Origin of the sequence: Bartonella sp. AC130YNZD, from assembly GCF_042196865.1 — a bacterium.
GTDB lineage: Bacteria > Pseudomonadota > Alphaproteobacteria > Rhizobiales > Rhizobiaceae > Bartonella.
Window position 1 is genome coordinate 55,443 of the sequence record NZ_JBHIQZ010000007.1, and the last position, 19,401, is coordinate 74,843.

Here is a 19,401-nt window from a genome sequence, read left to right on the forward strand (position 1 = left end):
ATGTGATTTCTGTTACGTGTTATAAAGGTCAAAAAGTTGCTCTGTTTGGGTTGGGACAGTCTGGACTAGCAACGGCACAAGCATTGATGTGCGGTGGTGCAGAAGTGGTGGCGTGGGATGATAGTCCTTCAAGCGTGCAAATGGCTTTTCGGCACAATATTCCAACACGAGATCTCCGTTATGAAGATTGGTCAGAATTTGTTGCATTGATTGTAGCTCCTGGAGTTCCTTTAAATTATCCTCAACCCCATTGGGTTGTTGAAAAAGCACGAAAAAAAAATATAAAAATTATCGGTGATATTGAATTATTTGTTCGTGCGCGCCAGCATTTTTTACAGCATTATGGTTTTTGTGACCAAGATGTTCCTTTCATTGCGATTACGGGGACGAATGGCAAGTCAACCACAACGGCTTTACTTGCGCATTTGTTGGAAAAAATGGGCTATGATGTGCAGATGGGTGGAAATATCGGAAAGGCAATATTGACCCTTAAGCCCTTTGTAAAAAAACGTATTTATGTGATTGAATGTTCATCTTTTCAAATTGATCTTACTCCCTCTCTTCAGCCGACCATTGGACTTTTATTGAATTTAACACCTGATCATATTGATCGACATGGAAGTTTTTCCTGTTATGTGCAAACCAAAAGGCATCTAATTGCTCAGGCTTCTCAGGCTTTCATTTCAGTTGATGATGCAGCTTGTCGGGTTTTATATCAACAGTTACTTCATGAGGGGAAGCAAATTGAGGCAGTTTCCAAGGATCATTTTGTTGAAAATGGTTTTTATGCAGATGGGACCAAGCTCTTTTCTGTTCGTCAAGGACAGCGCCATATGCTTGCAGATCTTGCTCCTATGGCAGTGTTACGTGGGAGTCATAATGCGCAAAATGCCCTTATGGCATTGGCAACGTTGCAGGCTTTAAAAATAACCGATCCTTCTATGAACAAGCATTTAGCAAGTTATAAAGGGTTGGATCATCGTATGCAGCAGGTGCGTAAAATGGGGGCGGTTTTGTTTATCAATGACAGCAAGGCGACTAATGCAGATGCAACAGCTCCTGCGCTTTCCACCTTTAATGATATTTTTTGGATTGTTGGGGGACAGGCAAAAAAGGGAGGGATAGAGTCTCTTAGAGAATTTTTTCCTAAAATTCGTAAAGCCTATTTGATTGGGAGCGCGGCGGAAGAATTTGCTCGCACTATTGGATCTGCTTTTCCCTTTTCTATGAGCTTAACTTTGAAAAATGCAGTGCGTGAAGCAGCTGTTGACGCAATGGGTTTTCAAGCAAAAGAGGTGACGGTTCTTTTGTCACCTGCTTGTGCAAGTTATGATCAATTTAAAAATTATGAAATGCGAGGCGAAGCATTTGTCTCTTTTGTGATGCAGTTACAATAAAAAAGCATCAGTTATAAAAAAATATTTTTGCGTTAAGACTCCAGAATCTTTTTTTGTGTAATTTAGTTTTTAAAGTGTTTGTTAAATAGGCTGGGGAACCATATCACTTTGAGATATTTATAAAATGGATAAGGTGGATATCATGGTGACGCGTGCAGATAGAGATCCAATTGCTAATTGGTGGTGGACGATTGATCGCTCTATCTTTGCAGCTTGTTTAATTTTAATGGGAATTGGCATTATGCTGTCTTTTGCTGCCAGCCCTATTATTGCAAAAAAAATCGGAATTGCTGATAGTTTTTATTTTGTTCGGTGGCATATCATTTTTAGCATTTCAGCATTTTTTACGATGGTTACCATTTCCTTTTTTTCGCTTTCTAATATTCGTCGTTTATGTGCTCTTTTGCTCATTGTAACGCTTGCTCTTATGGTTGCAACCTTATTTTGGGGTCCAGAATTAAAGGGAGCACGGAGGTGGATTCTACTATTTGGTTTTTCTGTACAGGCTTCAGAGTTTATGAAGCCAGCTTTTGTGGTTATGTCCGCTTGGCTTTTTTCAGAACAGATACGCAGGAGGGGAATTCTGGGTTATACGTTAGCGATTCTACTTTATGCCATTTGTTGTGTGCTTCTGGTTTTGCAGCCTGATATTGGACAAACAGTTTTAATAAGTGCAACATGGGGGGGGCTATTTTTTATTGCTGGTGTACCTCTTACCATTATTTTTCTCTTTCTCATTTTAGGCGTTGTAGGAATTATTTTAGCTTATCTTTTTCTGCATCATGTGCGCGAGCGTATTAATGGTTTTTTGACAGGTGAAGGGGATACGTTTCAAGTGGATGTAGGACGTGAGGCTATTTTGAATGGTGGTTGGTTTGGGCAAGGACCTGGGGAGGGAACAGTAAAACGTATCATTCCTGATAGCCATACAGATTTTGTATTTTCCGTTGCTGCTGAAGAATATGGTATTATTCTTTGTTTATTAATTATGATGCTTTTTGGCTTTATCGTTATGCGTTCATTGTATATAGCCATGAATACACGTGATTCCTTTATACGTCTTGGTATTACTGGCATAGCAATGATGATTGGCTTTCAATCAGCGATTAATATGGCCGTTAATCTTCACTTAATTCCTCCAAAAGGCATGACATTGCCTTTTATTTCTTATGGTGGTTCTTCGATGGTGGCGATTGCGTTTTCAATGGGAATTTTGCTCAGTTTAACACGTCGTTGGCCAGAAGCGCGCCTTTCAGCTTTTTCTTCCTCTTCTGTCTTGGATACCCCTTATGAATGATAAAAAAGTTATTGTTTTGGTGGCTGGTGGTACAGGTGGACATCTTTTTCCTGCTGAAGCCCTTTCTGTTGAATTAAGGCAGCGTGGATATGATGTTCATTTAATAACAGATGAAAGAGCACGACCTTTTGTTCGGTGCTTTGATGAAGGGCATATTCATATCGTTTTATCGGCAACATTTACACGACGCCATCCTTTTGCTCTGATAAAGACGTTTTGGTCTTTGCTAAGGGGGATGGGGCAATCGTTGGCGTTGTTTTATAAATTACGTCCTGTTCTTGTTGGAGGATTTGGGGGGTATCCGAGCTTTCCTCCTCTTTTTATTGCGGCCTTAACGAGGCGTGTAACATTTATTCATGAACAAAATGCTGTTATGGGGCGTGCCAATCGGGTGTTGGCAATTTTTGTGCGTGCAATCGCTGGTGGTTTGTTGTCGCCAAAAGGCGCTTATGCTCATAAAATACTTTTGACGGGGAATCCTGTCCGTGAGGCTGTGTTGAAGGCGGCTAAAATTCCTTATCATTCTTCAGAGGGAGAAAAGCCATTTAATTTTTTGATTTTTGGAGGTAGCCAAGGGGCTTCTGCTTTTTCACATATTGTTCCAGAAGCTATTGCTTTATTTGATGATAAGAACCGTAAACGTTTACGAATTGTACAGCAAGTCCGCGGTGAAGCAGGAAGGTTGATCAAAATCTATCGTGATATGGGCGTACAAGCAGAAGTTGCTCCTTTCTTTGATGATATGGCTGAACGTATGGCGCATGCTCATTTTATTTTGTCGCGCGCTGGGGCTTCGTCCGTTTGTGAGATAGCGGTGATTGGTAGACCTGCTTTGCTTGTTCCCTATCCCCATGCTTTAGATCATGATCAGGCTGCCAATGCAGCTCTGCTTGCTCGTGTAGGTGGTGCGCAAATTGTATCAGAAAAAGATTTAAATGCACAAAAGCTTTTTTCTCTTTTAATGCACGCTTGTTGTGCGCCCCATTTATTGGAAAAACAAGCGCTTGCTGCAAAAAAAGTTGGACAACCTCATGCAACCCGTTGCCTTGCTGATATGGCTGAGTCCTTAATTGCAGGGCGATTGTTGTCAGATATAAAAGAGGAGCTTTTTAATGAAAATGCCACTTGATATAGGCGTTATCCATTTTATTGGAATCGGGGGGATCGGTATGAGTGGAATTGCGGAGGTTTTTTATAATCTTGGCTATAAAGTTCAAGGGTCAGATCAAGTTGAAAGTGCAAATGTTGAACGTTTGCGGAAAAAAGGAATTAACGTTCATATAGGTCATTGTGCTGAAAACTTAGGGAATGCAGAGGTTGTTGTTTTTTCTACTGCCGTTAAAAAAACAAATCCTGAGTATATTGCTGCAAAGGAAAGACATTTGCCGCTTGTCAGACGTGCAGAAATGCTGGCGGAGCTGATGCGGTTTCGGCGTGCAATTGCGGTGGGTGGTACACATGGTAAAACAACAACCACATCAATGGTCGCAGCCCTTCTTGATGCTGGTCATTTTGATCCAGTGGTGATTAATGGCGGTATTATTAATGCTTATGGTACGAATTCTCGTACAGGAGATGGCGATTGGATGATTGTTGAAGCTGATGAAAGTGATGGTACATTTTTAAAGCTGCCTGCTGATATTGCTGTTATTACTAATATTGACGCTGAGCATTTGGATCATTATGGAAGTTTTGATGCTGTGCGTGAGGCTTTTCGGCAATTCGTAGAAAATGTTCCTTTTTATGGTTTTGCTGTTTTGTGTCTTGATCATCCAGAGGTTCAGTCATTGGCGGGCCGTATTGATGATCGTTGGGTGATCACTTATGGTGAAAATCCACAAGCGGATGTTCGTTTTCTTAATCTTTCGATGGATGGTCAAAAAACGCATTTTGATGTTCTTGTTCGCTCACGCAAAACAGGAAGAAAGATTGAGTTGAAAAATTTGCTTTTGCCCATGGCAGGGCAGCATAATGTTGCTAATGCAACGGCGGCGATTGCTATTGCGCATGAACTTGGCATTTCAAATGAAGCTATAAAAAGTGGCTTAGCAGAATTTGGCGGAGTAAAACGGCGTTTTACGCGAACAGGAAGTTGGCGAGGTATTGAAATATTTGATGATTATGGACATCATCCTGTTGAAATAAAGGCTGTTTTGCGTGCAGCACGTGAGAGTGCAAAAGGGCGTGTTATTGCGATTGCACAACCCCATCGGTATTCACGTTTGTATCATTTATTTGATGATTTTTCTGCTTGTTTTAATGATGCAGATACAGTGTTGATTACGCCCGTTTATGCGGCTGGTGAAGAGCCTATTGTAGGATTTGGTTCTCAAGAATTGGTAGAGCATATTAAAATGGCGGGTCATCGTGATGTGCGCTTGATACATAGTCTGGAAGATGTTGTGTCTATTGTCTCAAAATTTGCTCAGGCAGAGGATTATGTTGTTTTTCTTGGTGCTGGCAATATCACACAATGGGCTTGTGCGTTGCCTCATCAATTAACGGTATTGGATGGTCATGGTAAATTTTCAGCACATTGATGGTGAGGCGCTATTGGCGCAATTGCAACCACTGTTGGGTGGCGTGAGAGGAAAGCTTACACCTAATGTTGAGATGCGTAAGGTAACGTGGTTTCGCACGGGCGGGTTGGCAGAGCTTTTTTATCAGCCTGTTGATGAAGAAGATTTGGCTCTCTTTCTTCAAAATTTGCCTGAATGTGTTCCTGTAACGATTGTCGGTATCGGTTCTAATCTTCTGGTGCGTGATGGGGGGATTCCTGGTGTTGTGATTCGTCTTTCGCCAAAAAAATTTGGGCAAGTGAAGCAAGTTTCTCCAAAAGGCTTTTTAGTTGGTGCTGGTACGGCGGATAAACATTTAGCTGCTGCCGCTTTAGAAGCTGAGATTGCAGGTTTTCATTTTTATCATGGTATTCCTGGAGGTCTTGGAGGAGCTCTCAAAATGAACGCGGGTGCGAATGGTGTTGAAACCGCAGCGCGTGTTGTTGAGGTCTATGCGCTGGATCGTAAAGGGCAACGTCATATCTTGAGTGTGAAAGATATGCATTATTCCTATCGCCATTGTGATATTCCTAAAGATTTTATTTTTACGGCTGCTTTATTAGAAGGAAGACTCGGCAATAAAGATGATATTCGTGCTGCTATGGATGAAGTTGCCCTCCACAGAGAAACAGTGCAACCTATTCGCGAAAAAACAGGGGGGTCAACTTTCAAAAATCCTGAGAATACATCCGCGTGGCGCGTGATTGATGAAGCAGGGTGTCGTGGTTTACAGATTGGTGGCGCTCAAATGAGTGAAATGCACTGTAATTTTATGATTAATACAGGGCAAGCAACAGGATATGATCTTGAAGCATTGGGAGAAACAGTGCGTGCGCGTGTTTTTGCAAATTCAGCCCACCTTTTACAATGGGAAATAGAGCGTATTGGTCAATTTGAGCGTGGTCGAAGTGTTTCTCTTTTTGATCCATTTCATTGATTTATTGTTCACTAAAAAAGTGAAAATAAAAAATTGAGTCATTTCAAAGAGATAATAAAAAAATCTATTAAGAATCAATAAATTAACAAAGAATCTCTTGCATCAGGCTTTTGAGTCTGATTCATTATGCAAAATGCTAGGTTATTGATTCGCAAGGATAAACTTTGTTTTTCCTGTATGTGGTGCTGATGTATTCTATATAGACTACATATAGTATGCGAAAGAGGGTGATTTATTATGAAAGATAAACATATAGCTGTGTTAATGGGAGGTTTTTCTTCTGAACGGTTTATAAGTTTATCTTCGGGGGCGGCGTGTGCTGATGTTCTAGAGATGCAGGGGTATCGCGTGAGCCGCGTGGATGTTGACGCTCATATTGCTTCTGTTCTTGAACAGTTGCAGCCCGATATTGCCTTCAATGCATTGCATGGTCCATTTGGTGAAGATGGCCGGATCCAGGGGATTCTTGAATATTTAAAAATTCCTTATACCCATTCTGGTGTGATGGCATCTGCTTTGGCAATGGATAAGGGACGTGCAAAAATTATCGTTGAAAATTTTGGGGTTTGTGTTGCTCCTTCTCGTATCATGAGCCGCTTTGCTTTGGGACAAACGCATCCCATGGAGCCTCCTTATGTAATTAAACCTGTGTGTGAAGGATCAAGTTTTGGTGTTGTCATTGTCCAGGAAAATGAAGCAGCACCGCCGCATAGTATTGGGGGAGCTGAGTGGGGGTATGCTGATGAGGTGATGATTGAAAAATATATTCCTGGTCGTGAATTGACTTGTGCTGTTTTGGGGAATGAAGTGCTGGATGTGTGTGAAATTCTTCCCGATAAACACTTTCCATTCTACGATTATGGCTCGAAATATAAAACGGGTGGTTCTCTTCACATTTGTCCTGCACAACTTTCACTAAATATTTACCAAAGTGTGCAAAGAATGTCTTTAGCAGCCCATCAGGCGATAGGGTGTCGAGGTGTTAGCCGTTCTGATTTTCGTTTTGATGAGAAAACGGGAGAATTGGTTTGGCTTGAAATTAATACGCAACCCGGTATGACATCGACGTCTCTTCTTCCTGATATTGCAAAAGCGAGCGGCCGTACTTACGGCGATATTGTTCAATGGATGGTGGAGGACGCATCATGTATGCGTTGAATGTTAATAAAACAAATGTTCCGATGGAGGTGCTTTCAGTGCCGGCTTTGCCACGTCTTTATCGTCGTTTTCTCCGGTTTATGTTTGAGTTTGTTTTTGTCAATATTCATATTCCACGCCATTTCGGCTCTTTTGCTGTTGTATGGTTTTTCTTTGTTACGGCTTTTTATGGACTTTCATCAAGTGGTCAGATGGCTGTGATCGTAAATACGATCATATTGGATAGTAGTTTTGTGGTCACTCATGTCGATATAAGCGGTAATAAGCGTTTGGCAAAGCAGGATATTTTTAAAATTTTAAAACTTGATGTTGCGCCTTCTATATTCACTTTTGATGTTGAAAGAGCACGTTCTCTTTTGGAAAAACAGGCTTGGGTGCAATCGGCTAATGTTCAGAAAATTTATCCCAATAGAATGCGCATTTCCATTGTGGAGCGTGAACCCTATGCCATTTGGCAACATGATGGCATAATGGATATTGTTGATAATACAGGTCGTGTCATTGTGCCTTTTAAAGGGGAAATTGTTCGGGATTTACCTCTTGTGGTTGGGCAGGGTGCACAAAATGCTGCTAAAGTGTTTATTCAAGCGCTGTCAGTTTATCCGGAAGTATATGATCGTATTCGTGCTTTTGTGCGGGTAGGTGATCGACGTTGGGATCTTGTTTTGAATAATGGAATGCGCGTTATGTTGCCTGAAAATGGTGCTCTTGAAAGGCTTTCTTCTCTTTTTTCGTCCGGTACAATGCAAGATCTTTTATCTCGCGATATTCTCAGTGTTGATTTACGTCTTGCTGATCGAATTACTGTTTCTTTATCAGATGAAACGTTGGAGCGTTATCATACTACTGTAGCAGAAGAAGAACGTATTTTAAAAGCGCGAAAGGCAGGAAGCCTATGATGCTGCTCAGATCACATCATTTGAAGGGGCGTAAAACACGTTTTTTAACGGTACTTGATGTCGGTTCAAGTAAGATTGTTTGTCTTATTGCTTGTTTGCGTCCTTTGAAGCATGCGCACTATTTACATGGTCGTACACATTCTACGGAAATTCTAGGCTTTGGAGTGCAGCGTTCACGTGGTATTAAATCTGGTGTTGTCATGGATATGTTTGCAGCAGAACAATCCATAAGATTGGCTGTTGATGCGGCAGAAAAAATGGCGGGTTTGGTGGTGGATTCAGTGATTGTGAATTTTTCCTCAAGTCGATTACAAAGTGCTTTGATTAATGGAAAGGTCCATTTGAATGGTCGTGAAGTCACCAAGCGTGATATGCGTATGGCCTTTTCAGATGTTTCGCGTAAAGCCTTTGATGCTGAACGTCATGTTATGCACTCAGTTCCAGTTTCTTATGTATTGGATGGAGATAAAGGAATTTTTGATCCTATTGGCATGGCAGGGGAAACATTTGGTGTCGACGTGCATGTGGTAACAGCAGAAACAGCCTCTTTGCGTAATTTAGAAACTTGTATTAATCGTGCACATTTGAGTGTTGAAGCAATGGTTGCTACTCCCTTTGCAAGTGGTCTTGCTGTCTTGATGAATGATGAGGCGCATTTAGGGGCTGCATGTATTGATTTTGGTGGTGGAACAACAACATTTTCAGTGTTTTTTGAGGGGAAATTTATTCATGCGGATGCTCTTGCTGTTGGGGGGCATCATGTGACTCTTGATGTTGCGCGCGGATTTTCTATGTCTTTAACAGAGGCGGAACGTTTAAAAGTTGTTTATGGTTCAGCACTTTTAACAAGTGCTGATGAGCGGCAAATGATTAATGTAGCAGAAATTGGGAGTGAACAGCGTGAAACTCAATATCCTCGCGCGGTTCTTGGGCATATCATTCGTGCGCGTGTTGAAGAAATTTTAGAAATGGTCCGTGATTGTTTAAATCGTTCTGGTTTTGGTCACATCATTGGTAAACGTGTTATTTTGACTGGGGGAGCAAGCCAGTTAACAGGATTGCCAGAAATGGCACGTACTATATTAGGAAGAAACGTTCGTATCGGGCGGCCTTTAGGTATTTCGAGGCTTCCTTCTCTTGCAAAAGGGGCGGCGTTTACATCTGCTGTTGGGTTGTTAATTTATCCGCAATTGGTGGGGTTTGAAGAAAAAACAATGCAGGCGGCAGGAAATCATTTATCGATGGGCACGCGTGGATATTTTCAGCGTGTTGGTCAGTGGTTGCGTGAGAGTTTTTAGTTAAGTCTAGTTGGATAAATTTCATCGCTTTGGCTTGCGGTGTCTTATGAGAAGGAAAAGAAAATGACGATTAATCTGCATCGGCCAGATATCGCGGAATTGAAGCCACGCATTACCGTTTTTGGTGTTGGAGGTGGTGGCGGGAATGCCGTGAATAATATGATAAATGCTGGTCTTCAGGGAGTTGACTTTGTTGTTGCAAATACGGATGCACAGGCTTTGGCTATGTCAAAGGCTGAACGTGTTATCCAACTTGGGGCAGCTGTGACAGAAGGTTTGGGTGCTGGGGCTTTGCCGGAAGTTGGACAAGCGGCGGCGGAGGAATGTATTGATGAAATTATTGATCATCTTGCAGACTCTCATATGGTTTTCATTACTGCTGGTATGGGGGGGGGAACTGGAACAGGAGCTGCTCCCGTTGTTGCTCGCGCAGCGCGTGAAAAAGGTATTTTGACTGTTGGTGTTGTGACAAAGCCGTTTCAGTTTGAAGGCGCACGTCGTATGAAAACGGCAGAGGCTGGTATTGAAGAATTACAAAAGTCTGTCGATACATTGATTGTTATTCCCAATCAAAATCTTTTCCGTATTGCAAATGATAAGACAACGTTTGCTGATGCTTTTGCTATGGCTGACCAAGTGCTTTATTCTGGTGTTGCTTCCATTACGGATTTGATGATTAAAGAGGGTTTGATTAACCTTGATTTTGCTGATGTTCGTTCTGTGATGCACGAAATGGGTCGAGCCATGATGGGAACGGGTGAGGCATCTGGTGATGGGCGTGCTTTGGCTGCGGCTGAAGCTGCTATTGCAAACCCATTGTTGGATGATACCTCTATGCGTGGGGCGCGTGGTTTATTGATTTCTATTACGGGTGGTCGTGATATGACTCTCTTTGAGGTTGATGAAGCTGCTAATCGTATTCGTGAAGAAGTAGATGCTGATGCGAATGTGATCTTTGGCGCTATTGATGATGAGTCATTGGAAGGTGTTATTCGTGTTTCTGTGGTTGCCACCGGTATTGATCGTGAAGTTAGTGATGTGGTTCAGTCCTCTCATCCTCAGATTCAAAGGCCTGCTTCTTCAATACGCAAGAGCGATCCTGGAACGTCACACAGTTCTTTTCATGTTCAATCATCGCCTCTGCGTTCTGAGTCAATGGTAGAAGTAATCGAATCACTTGAAATAGAGAAGGGTAAATCAACCGGAGAACAGTTCCGTCCCAAAAGTCAAATTTTTGCACATCCTGCAGACTCAATGACGACACGAAATGCGACGAATGCTGTTGCGTATGGTTCAAATGCTGTTCAGGAACAGAGATCAAATGTGCCTCGTATGCAAGTAAGCCGTGGTTCTCAACAGGTGATGACGGCTCCTGTGAGTATGGAGGCAACAGCGCATGTTCTTGATGAGATGACAGGGCTTGTGAAGCAAAAAGAAAAGCCAGTGCAACCAAAACAAATGCAACAAATGCAATCGCGCGCTCCAATGCGTATGCCTGAGTTAAAGGATTTTCCACCTGTTGCTCATGGACAAAGTCAAAGAACATTTGTGACTGATCAAGGTCCTCGTAATCTTTGGCAGCGTTTGAAACAGAGCTTGACACATCGTGAAGAAGCTGAGCCAGAAGCGAGGCTGGAGCCTGCTGTTAGATCGTCTCAGCAGAAAGAGTCTCATGTTTACAATAAAAATTCTCAGGCGCTTTCTCAAGATGCTTCTGTTTATGTTCCACGTCGTTCTGGTGAGCTGCATCCTCAGGTACCACAAGATCAGCGTACTTTTATAAGTGAAGAAGATCAGCTGGAAATACCAGCATTTTTACGTCGTCAGGCAAATTAATTGATGAAAAATGAGGTAAAGTAAGAAATTTTATTATTTCTTTAATGATCAGACAAAAATTATACAGTAAAATATATTACTGTTTTTTGGATAAAATACTTTTTAAAAAAAAACCGCTTATAATAAGCGGTTTTTTTATTATTTACTATGAATATTTTTTATAGTTTTATAAATTTTGTTAAAAGATATACAAGCAATTTAATAAAATGATATAATGAATTTAGTACCAAAATATCAGTCTACTCTTAAAAAAGCAGTAACATTTAAGGGGATTGGCGTTCACAGTGGCTGTTTGTCAGCGGTAAAGATTTGTCCAGCGGATGTTGGGTGTGGTATTGTTTTTAAGCGTTGTGGATTAGACGGAACAGAGAAAATATTTCAAGCCCATGCATCGCAAACAGGAGAAACTGAATTATCAACAGTACTTGGAGATGGAGATGTAAGGGTTGAAACAATTGAACATTTGATGGCGGCAATTGCTGCTTATAATTTGGATAATCTTGTTATTGATGTGTCACATAATGAGATTCCTATTTTGGATGGTTCAGCGTGGCTATATTGCAAAGCTTTTGAAGATGTTGGTATTGTACAGCAAAATGCGTTGCGTTCTTATTTCATTATAAAAAAGCCGGTGCGGGTTGAAGGAGCTCATGGTGTTGCAGAGCTTTTGCCATTCGATGGACGTCGTTTTGATATAACGATCTCTTTTCCTTCTTCTGCTATTGGTAAGCAACATTTCAGTTTTGATCTTACCACACGAGGGTTTAGGGATGATTTGTCACGTGCGCGCACTTTTGGTTTTATCAAAGACGTGGAAGAATTAAGGCTTTCTGGAAAGGCGAGAGGTGCTTCTTTGGAAAATTCTCTTGTTATCGACCTTAATGATAAAATTTTAAATCCCGATGGTCCTTATTGGGAGAATGAATGTGTTCGGCACAAGATGCTTGATGCGATTGGTGATACTGCTTTGTTTGGGGCACCTTTTATTGGATTATTTCGTTCTTATTGTAGTGGGCATAGAATTAATGCGCAATTGGTGAAGGCTGTTTTGGCAGACGAATCATATTATGAAAAAAGCTTTTTAGAGAAAGAGTAAAAAAATTGACAAGATTTTTTTATTGTTTATTTGATTTTTAAGGGGATGATTGACCTAAACTGCTAAATTGGTTATGTGGATTTTAAAGTGATATGGTATAAAACCTTTGATAAATTGTTTTTGCTACAAGGTGATATTCTGTGGAGGCCGGAAAAACTATGAAAAAATCTCATGTGTGCATTGGAAATATGACATATAGAAAATCTAACATTGTACGCAAGATATTGGGGGTGGTGCTTTTGGGAAGCACCTGTATGTTAGCGGGATGCCTCTTTAAAGAGAAAAATACCCTTGATCCATCTGCTTATGTTTTGAAAATAGAACCACCAGATGTTTTATATAATCAGGCGCTTGCTAGCCTTGAAAGTGGGCGGCTTGGGGACGCATCGAAGAAGTTTTTGAAGATTGAAAAACAGTACGCTTATACAGACTGGGGACGTAAATCTTTGGTCATGGGTGCTTTTACTAATTATCGACTCGGAAAGTATGATGATTCAATTAGTATGGCTCAACGCTATATTACTCTTTATCCGGGGTCGACTGACTCGGCTTATGCATATTATATTATTGGTCTTTCTTCTTTCCGTCGGATTCCTGATGTTACGCGTGATCAACGTGACACGAAACGTGCTATTGCTGCTATGCAGCTCCTTATAGAGCGTTATCCTAATTCTGAATATGTCAAGGATGCTAAGGATAAAATTCGTTTTGGGCGCGAACAACTGGCTGGTAAAGAAATGCAGATTGGCCGTTATTATGAAGAGGGACGGCGCTATCTTGCGGCAAGTAGACGGTTTCGTACCGTGGTTGAAGAGTATTCTGATACAAATCAAATTGAAGAAGCACTTTTCCGCTTGACTGAGGTTAATCTTGCTCTCGGCTTAACGGCGGAAGCACAGACGGCAGCAGCTATTTTAGGACGTAATTATCCCAAAAGTGAGTGGTATAAATTTTCTTATAATCTCTTGCAGAAGAATAAAATATCACCACGTGAGCATAAATCTTCTTGGATCTCAAATGCTTTAGGTGGTGACAAGAAGAGGGTACGTTGATTCTCTATGTTGGTACAGCTTTCGATTCATAATATTGTTTTGATCGAAACGCTCGATATTCATTTTACAGCGGGGTTGACGGTTTTAACTGGAGAAACGGGTGCGGGGAAGTCTATTCTCCTTGATGCTTTATCACTTGCTCTAGGGGGGCGGGGTGATGCTTCGCTTGTGCGTCATGGGGCTGACCGCGGGCAGGTCACAGCTGTTTTTGATGTGTCTGTTTCACATCCTGCACGTCAACTTATTCGTGAGAATGGTCTGGATGATGAGGGTGATATTATTTTACGACGTGTGCAATCAAGTGATGGGCGTAGCCGTGTTTTTATCAATGATCAGGTGTCTAGTGTTGCATTGATGCGGAGTGTTGGCCGTTTGCTGGTTGAAATCCATGGACAACATGATGATCGTGCGCTTGTTGATGTTGCTACACATCGCCAATTATTAGATGCCTTTGGTGGTCTTGAAGATGAAGTGGAAAATTTGCGTCAGTGTTATCACTCATGGCGTGAATTTGAGGAGCGTTTGCAACGGCAGCGTCTTAAAGTAGAGAGTGCTGTACGGGAGGTTGATTATCTTCGTGCGTGTGTAGAAGAGCTTGAAAAGCTTGATTTTAAAGTTGGTGAAGAGGAAGCTCTTTCTCTTCGTCGTGCCGATATGCTTAAATTAGAAAAAATAGCGACAGATATTAAAGAAGCAGATGATCTTTTAACGGGTCAAAAATCACCAATCCCAGTGCTTTCTAATTTGGTGAGGCGTTTGGAGCGGAAAATTCCTGAGGCGCAAGAACTTATTGCACCTGTGGTGAAATCTATTGATGAGGCATTGCATGCACTTGCAACAGCACAAGAAGGTATTGAGACGGCAATACGAGCATTAGATTTTGAACCTGATGAATTGGAACGGATAGAAGAGCGTCTTTTTTCTCTTCGGGGTTTTGCTCGTAAATATCAAGTTTCTGCGGATGAATTGGTTCAGTTATGCGATAAAATGGACGCAGAACTAGCTGATTTTGAAGAGGCTCAGACCATATTGACACGTTTTGAAGATGAGGCAAGACAAGCACAAAAAAATTATGATACGTTAGCGCAAGCGTTGTCAATAAAACGTCAAGAGGTTGCAAAGCACTTGTCTGTAAGTGTGATGGCTGAGTTGCCAGCATTGAAATTAGAGAGGGCTGAATTTATTGTTGAAATGCAAAGTGATATGGAAAAGCGGAGTGCAGAGGGATGTGATCGTATTGAATATTGGGTGCGAACAAATCCTGGAACACGTGCTGGGCCGATGCTTAGTGTGGCTTCTGGCGGTGAATTATCTCGTTTTTTGCTGGCATTAAAAGTTGTTTTATCTGATCGAGGATCAGCACCGACGCTGATTTTTGATGAAATTGATACAGGCGTTGGGGGGGCTGTTGCAGCGGCTATTGGGCAACGGTTGCAACGCTTATCAGAACATGTCCAAGTTTTCGCTATTACGCATGCTCCACAGGTTGCATCGAAAGCGCATGGTCATTTTCTTATTTCAAAAATTGAGAGTCATGATAAAGGACGCTTTGTTACTGCGATTCATAAAATGAAAGAACATGAGCGTGCAGAAGAAATTGCCCGTATGTTGGCTGGAGAACAGATTACTGAAGAAGCGCGTGCAGCGGCTCAAAAGCTGCTCGCATAAAGGTAATTAGTCAGCGATAAAAATACTGGAAAGCTTATATTTATTGAGATTCACTTGATGAGGAGGCGTGGGAGGCCCTTGTGGCAGTGCTTGTAATTTGGAATAGATTTTATGAACAAAGATGCAGATAAAAATCTCACAGCTGTTGAAGCAGAACGTGAATTAGAGTGGTTGGCAAAAGAGATTGCACGTCATGATGTGCTTTATAATCGTGATGATCAGCCTGAACTTTCTGATGCAGAATATGATGCTTTACGTCGTCGTAATGCAGAAATTGAAGCTCTTTTTCCAGAGCTTATACGTATTGATTCTCCTTCACATAAAATTGGGGCACCAATTTCTGAAAAATTTGAAAAATCTGTTCATGCACAGCCTATGCTTTCACTTGATAATGCGTTTAGCTCTAAAGATGTTACTGAATTTGTTGAGCGTATTCGTCGTTTTTTACGGCTTCCAGAAACACAAGTGTTGGAAATAACAGCGGAGCCAAAAATTGATGGTTTATCTTTGTCTTTGCGCTACGAAAAGGGGCAGCTTGTGCGTGCGGCAACGCGTGGGGATGGAACTGTCGGTGAAAATGTGACGGCAAATGCCCGAACAATTGCTGATATTCCACAAGTTTTGCAAGGTGATTTTCCTGATATCATTGAGGTGCGTGGTGAAGTTTATATGGGGCGGGAGGATTTCCAAGCATTGAATATCAGCCAACAAGAGAAGGGCAAGTTAACCTTTGCCAATCCTCGAAATGCGGCGGCTGGTTCTCTCCGTCAGCTTGATTCACGGATAACCGCTAGCAGAAAACTTCAATTTTTTGCTTATGCTTGTGGTGAGGTGAGTGAAATATTGGCAGAAAGTCAGATGGAGATGATGAAAAAGCTAAAAGAGTATGGCTTTGTTATCAATCCATTAACAAAAGTCTTTAAGACAGTAGAAGACATTATTTGCTATTATCACGATATCGAAGAATGCCGTCATTCTTTAAGCTATGATATTGATGGCATTGTTTATAAGGTTAATGATTTGATGCTCCAAAAGCGCTTGGGGTTTGTTTCTCGTTCGCCGCGTTGGGCTATCGCCCATAAATTTCCAGCAGAAAAAGCGATAGCGTTTTTGGAGGATATTGACATTCAAGTTGGGCGCACGGGAGCTTTGACACCTGTTGCACGTCTTACGCCTATTACTGTTGGTGGAGTGGTGGTGACCAATGCTAGTTTGCATAATGAGGATTATATTAAGGGAATTGGTCATAAAGGAGAGCCCATTCGTGAAGGACGTGATATCCGTGTAGGCGATAGCGTGATTGTACAACGTGCTGGTGATGTGATCCCTCAAGTTATTGATGTTATCATTGAAAAACGCCCGAAAGATGCTGCTGTTTTTATTTTTCCTCATTTGTGTCCAGCTTGTGGGAGTCATGCTGTTCGTGAAGTGGGAGAAGCCGTGCGTCGCTGTACAGGAGGGCTTATTTGTCCTGCACAAGCAATTGAACGTATTCGTCATTTTGTTTCACGCAATGCTTTTGATATTGAAGGCTTGGGTAAAAAACAGGTAGAGTTCTTTTTCCATGTTCAAGATGAGGCACTTTGTATTCATACACCAGCCGATATTTTTACTTTACAACGGCGCCAAGAAAAATCTTTGATACGTTTGGAAAATATGGAAGGTTTTGGTACTGTTTCAGTGCGGAAATTGTATGATGCCATTAATGCGCGCCGAGAAATTCCGTTGAGCCGTTTTTTGTTTGCATTGGGGATTCGTCATGTTGGCGAAGTGAATGCACGCCGCCTTGCGCGCGCTTATAAAAATTATACAGCTTTTGAGACTGCGGCTATGGAAGCATTTATGCCATGTGATAAGGAAAATGAAGAAGGAAATGAGGCTTGGATGGAGCTTACCAATATCGAAGGAATTGGACCACAGGTAGGGAGCGCAATTGTTGATTTTTATCAAGAAGAGCATAACCGTGAGATTTTATCTGTTTTGCTTGAAGAAGTAATACCTCTTGATGAGGAGCCTATCATAGCAGATTCTTCACCAATAGCGGAGAAAATCATTGTTTTTACAGGAACTTTGGCGCATATGTCACGCGATGAAGCAAAAGCATTGGCAGAGCGATTAGGGGCTAAAACATCTGGTTCACTTTCTAAAAAAACAGATCTTCTTGTTGCAGGACCTGGAGCGGGCTCCAAATTGGCTAAAGCTGAGAAATTAGGTGTTGAGGTTATCGATGAAGAGGCTTGGCTACAGCTGATTGAGAAACATAATGTTTAGAGGGATTTTTCCAGAAGATCGTATGCTGTTTGTATGATTATCTCTCTTACATTTTGGGGGATGAAATCAAAAAGGAGGATAATAGGGGCTGTTTTTTGCAAAAACAGAGCGCCATATATTTTGATATTTATTAAGTTATTAAAAATGATTAACGTTGAACTTAAATATTAAACTTAAACTATTATGATGAAGAATATACAAGATTATTATTATTAAAAGATATAAATTATTACTGTGAAGAAAGGTAAATTTTTTGAACAAATATGTATAATTTAATCCAAAATACCGTAATAAACCAATTATAATGACGTAATAGAAATATAACGCGGAAGATTACAAAATATAATAAAACATTCTGCTATAAATGAATAAGGGATATAACTGCGAGTTGTTTATTATGTTGAATTTATAAAAGACTACTGGTATCTATGCTTATCAGGCATTATTAGATGGTACACTTGTCCAATTTCATTACAAAATTTCGGATATTCGTTAATGCGTCTAGCAGCATAATTTTTTTTCTGACTTCCTTCATCTCTCTCAAATTTCTCAGCATAGAAAATTTCGTTTATTAGAGCTAGTATTTGGACTGAGAATATTTCAGAATTAAATACCATTCGTGCATATCTAAACATTGGATCTGTCGAGTTCATGACCAGATTTTTTGCCCAAATGAAATCGCTTTCTTTCCAATTATATTGAGAACGTAACTTATGTATGTAGGTAGGTAGGGATAATGCTGGAAATTTTTTATTATACTCTCTCTGTAATAAGTCCACAAGGCATGCACACCAAACAACTTTCGCATGGATAAGATTTATTTTCAGGAATTAGCACTATCATACCAGGGTTTAGAACATGATATACACCATAACTCTTATTATCCAGATATTTTTTCGCAATTTCTAGACGCTCTTCGTATATATTATCAGGATATTGTGTCTTTACGTACTCTTCGTATAATTTATCGTACTTATTTGGAGTAATGACTTGATTTTCAGAAAATACAGCAATAGGAACTCGCTTAAATTTAGTAATTTCCTTCAATACAGAAGGCCCAATATAGTATCCAAAAATAATATTATGGAACAAAATAAAACTATACGCATTAGGATAATCACTTTATTTCTAAAATACTGGATAAGGATATAGCTTATTAAGATCTGTGCTTAAGATTTTGTTAACTAACAAGCCATAAGATACACGCTTTATTGTGTCTTTTTCAAAGTATTTGTGAAATTTTGTAGAGAGTTTGAATCTCCTTTACTTATGTGACTGTTTTTGTGTTATGTAGTTTTTCATATACTCTGTTATTGTTGTTAATTTTTTAGCTGAATGACATGTTCAGGTAAAAACATATACCTCCATATATGTTGTTTTCATACTGTGCAGTTGGAAACTATTTATATTGTGGATAACGTTTTTCAAAAATAAGTAATAGTCTAGAAAATAATATTGTACTGTTAACTATGCAAATAAATAAAAAACCTTAACGCTGATGTTATCATCATGCTATTTCTTTTAAATTCTAAATACTTAACTTTTATTTCATAGCAGATTCTATTTTATTGTAGCAATATGTATTATAAGGAATTACAGCTGTTGAAAATAACTCAAGAATTTAAAAATATAAATTATCATTATGAAGCAAACAAAAAGGTAAAATTTATTCGTAATAAGCTGGTTATAATAGGTGTTTTAGAAATACGATGCGGAGGATTACAAAATATAACGAAAGTTTCCATATAAAAGAAATAGGGATATAATAATGTCTAGATGGAGATCGCCAAGATAAGTATTACCACGTATAGGTGTATCTCATCTTGCTTCACCGAGGTTAGCGTTTACCGTACCAGCAAAAAACTTGAAGTATCTTGTAGAAATATTTTTTGTATTTTCTGATGCAGATACATATTTTTCCCTTAAAAAGAGAA

At 40.3% G+C, this 19,401-nt stretch carries 13 protein-coding genes; all 13 read left to right on the plus strand.

Annotated features, from left to right (window positions below):
- Positions 1–2 precede the first annotated feature (2 nt).
- The 13 genes from murD to ligA all read left to right on the plus strand — a co-directional run bounded on the left by murD (position 3) and on the right by ligA (position 17,467).
- A complete protein-coding gene (murD, locus tag ACFINU_RS04415; RefSeq protein WP_375618222.1) occupies positions 3–1,397 on the plus strand; it encodes a UDP-N-acetylmuramoyl-L-alanine--D-glutamate ligase in 1,395 nt (464 codons plus the stop codon).
- Positions 1,398–1,539: 142 nt separating this feature from the next.
- Positions 1,540–2,694 (plus strand): FtsW/RodA/SpoVE family cell cycle protein, encoded by a 1,155-nt coding sequence (locus tag ACFINU_RS04420; RefSeq protein WP_015856642.1) that lies wholly within the window; start codon positions 1,540–1,542, stop codon positions 2,692–2,694.
- Positions 2,687–3,823, plus strand: coding sequence for an undecaprenyldiphospho-muramoylpentapeptide beta-N-acetylglucosaminyltransferase (gene murG / locus ACFINU_RS04425; protein WP_375618223.1), 1,137 nt, complete (start codon positions 2,687–2,689; stop codon positions 3,821–3,823). Before ACFINU_RS04420 ends, murG begins: the two co-directional genes overlap by 8 nt.
- Positions 3,807–5,234 (plus strand): UDP-N-acetylmuramate--L-alanine ligase, encoded by a 1,428-nt coding sequence (gene murC, locus ACFINU_RS04430; protein WP_375618224.1) that lies wholly within the window; start codon positions 3,807–3,809, stop codon positions 5,232–5,234. Before murG ends, murC begins: the two co-directional genes overlap by 17 nt.
- Positions 5,212–6,189, plus strand: a complete 978-nt coding sequence (murB, locus tag ACFINU_RS04435) for a UDP-N-acetylmuramate dehydrogenase (RefSeq protein ID WP_375618225.1) — start codon at positions 5,212–5,214, stop codon at positions 6,187–6,189. The genes murC and murB overlap by 23 nt, the downstream gene beginning before the upstream one ends.
- Before the next feature lie 237 nt (positions 6,190–6,426).
- A complete protein-coding gene (locus ACFINU_RS04440; RefSeq protein WP_375618226.1) occupies positions 6,427–7,347 on the plus strand; it encodes a D-alanine--D-alanine ligase in 921 nt (306 codons plus the stop codon).
- Positions 7,335–8,246 carry a cell division protein FtsQ/DivIB gene (locus ACFINU_RS04445; protein ID WP_375618227.1) on the plus strand — a complete coding sequence of 304 codons (912 nt, stop codon included), beginning with the start codon at positions 7,335–7,337 and terminating at the stop codon, positions 8,244–8,246. Before ACFINU_RS04440 ends, ACFINU_RS04445 begins: the two co-directional genes overlap by 13 nt.
- Positions 8,243–9,544 carry a cell division protein FtsA gene (ftsA, locus tag ACFINU_RS04450; protein ID WP_375618228.1) on the plus strand — a complete coding sequence of 434 codons (1,302 nt, stop codon included), beginning with the start codon at positions 8,243–8,245 and terminating at the stop codon, positions 9,542–9,544. Before ACFINU_RS04445 ends, ftsA begins: the two co-directional genes overlap by 4 nt.
- Before the next feature lie 63 nt (positions 9,545–9,607).
- Positions 9,608–11,380 (plus strand): cell division protein FtsZ, encoded by a 1,773-nt coding sequence (gene ftsZ, locus ACFINU_RS04455; protein ID WP_375618229.1) that lies wholly within the window; start codon positions 9,608–9,610, stop codon positions 11,378–11,380.
- 211 nt (positions 11,381–11,591) lie between these two features.
- Positions 11,592–12,476 (plus strand): UDP-3-O-acyl-N-acetylglucosamine deacetylase, encoded by an 885-nt coding sequence (lpxC, locus tag ACFINU_RS04460; RefSeq protein ID WP_375618256.1) that lies wholly within the window; start codon positions 11,592–11,594, stop codon positions 12,474–12,476.
- A 158-nt stretch (positions 12,477–12,634) separates the two neighbouring features.
- Positions 12,635–13,528: an outer membrane protein assembly factor BamD gene (locus tag ACFINU_RS04465; protein WP_375612003.1), complete on the plus strand. Its 894-nt coding sequence runs from the start codon at positions 12,635–12,637 to the stop codon at positions 13,526–13,528.
- A 6-nt stretch (positions 13,529–13,534) separates the two neighbouring features.
- Positions 13,535–15,196: a DNA repair protein RecN gene (gene recN, locus ACFINU_RS04470; RefSeq protein WP_375618230.1), complete on the plus strand. Its 1,662-nt coding sequence runs from the start codon at positions 13,535–13,537 to the stop codon at positions 15,194–15,196.
- A 111-nt stretch (positions 15,197–15,307) separates the two neighbouring features.
- Positions 15,308–17,467, plus strand: coding sequence for an NAD-dependent DNA ligase LigA (gene ligA / locus ACFINU_RS04475; protein ID WP_375618231.1), 2,160 nt, complete (start codon positions 15,308–15,310; stop codon positions 17,465–17,467).
- Positions 17,468–19,401: the final 1,934 nt, after the last annotated feature.

Coding starts and splice junctions, on each gene's coding strand:
- ACFINU_RS04420 (WP_015856642.1), top strand. CDS start 1,540: ATGGTGACGCGTGCAGATAGAGATCCAATTGCTAATTGGTGGTGGACG.
- ftsA (WP_375618228.1), top strand. CDS start 8,243: ATGATGCTGCTCAGATCACATCATTTGAAGGGGCGTAAAACACGTTTT.
- ligA (WP_375618231.1), top strand. CDS start 15,308: ATGAACAAAGATGCAGATAAAAATCTCACAGCTGTTGAAGCAGAACGT.
- ACFINU_RS04440 (WP_375618226.1), top strand. CDS start 6,427: ATGAAAGATAAACATATAGCTGTGTTAATGGGAGGTTTTTCTTCTGAA.
- ftsZ (WP_375618229.1), top strand. CDS start 9,608: ATGACGATTAATCTGCATCGGCCAGATATCGCGGAATTGAAGCCACGC.
- ACFINU_RS04445 (WP_375618227.1), top strand. CDS start 7,335: ATGTATGCGTTGAATGTTAATAAAACAAATGTTCCGATGGAGGTGCTT.
- recN (WP_375618230.1), top strand. CDS start 13,535: ATGTTGGTACAGCTTTCGATTCATAATATTGTTTTGATCGAAACGCTC.
- murC (WP_375618224.1), top strand. CDS start 3,807: ATGAAAATGCCACTTGATATAGGCGTTATCCATTTTATTGGAATCGGG.
- ACFINU_RS04465 (WP_375612003.1), top strand. CDS start 12,635: ATGAAAAAATCTCATGTGTGCATTGGAAATATGACATATAGAAAATCT.
- murB (WP_375618225.1), top strand. CDS start 5,212: ATGGTAAATTTTCAGCACATTGATGGTGAGGCGCTATTGGCGCAATTG.
- murG (WP_375618223.1), top strand. CDS start 2,687: ATGAATGATAAAAAAGTTATTGTTTTGGTGGCTGGTGGTACAGGTGGA.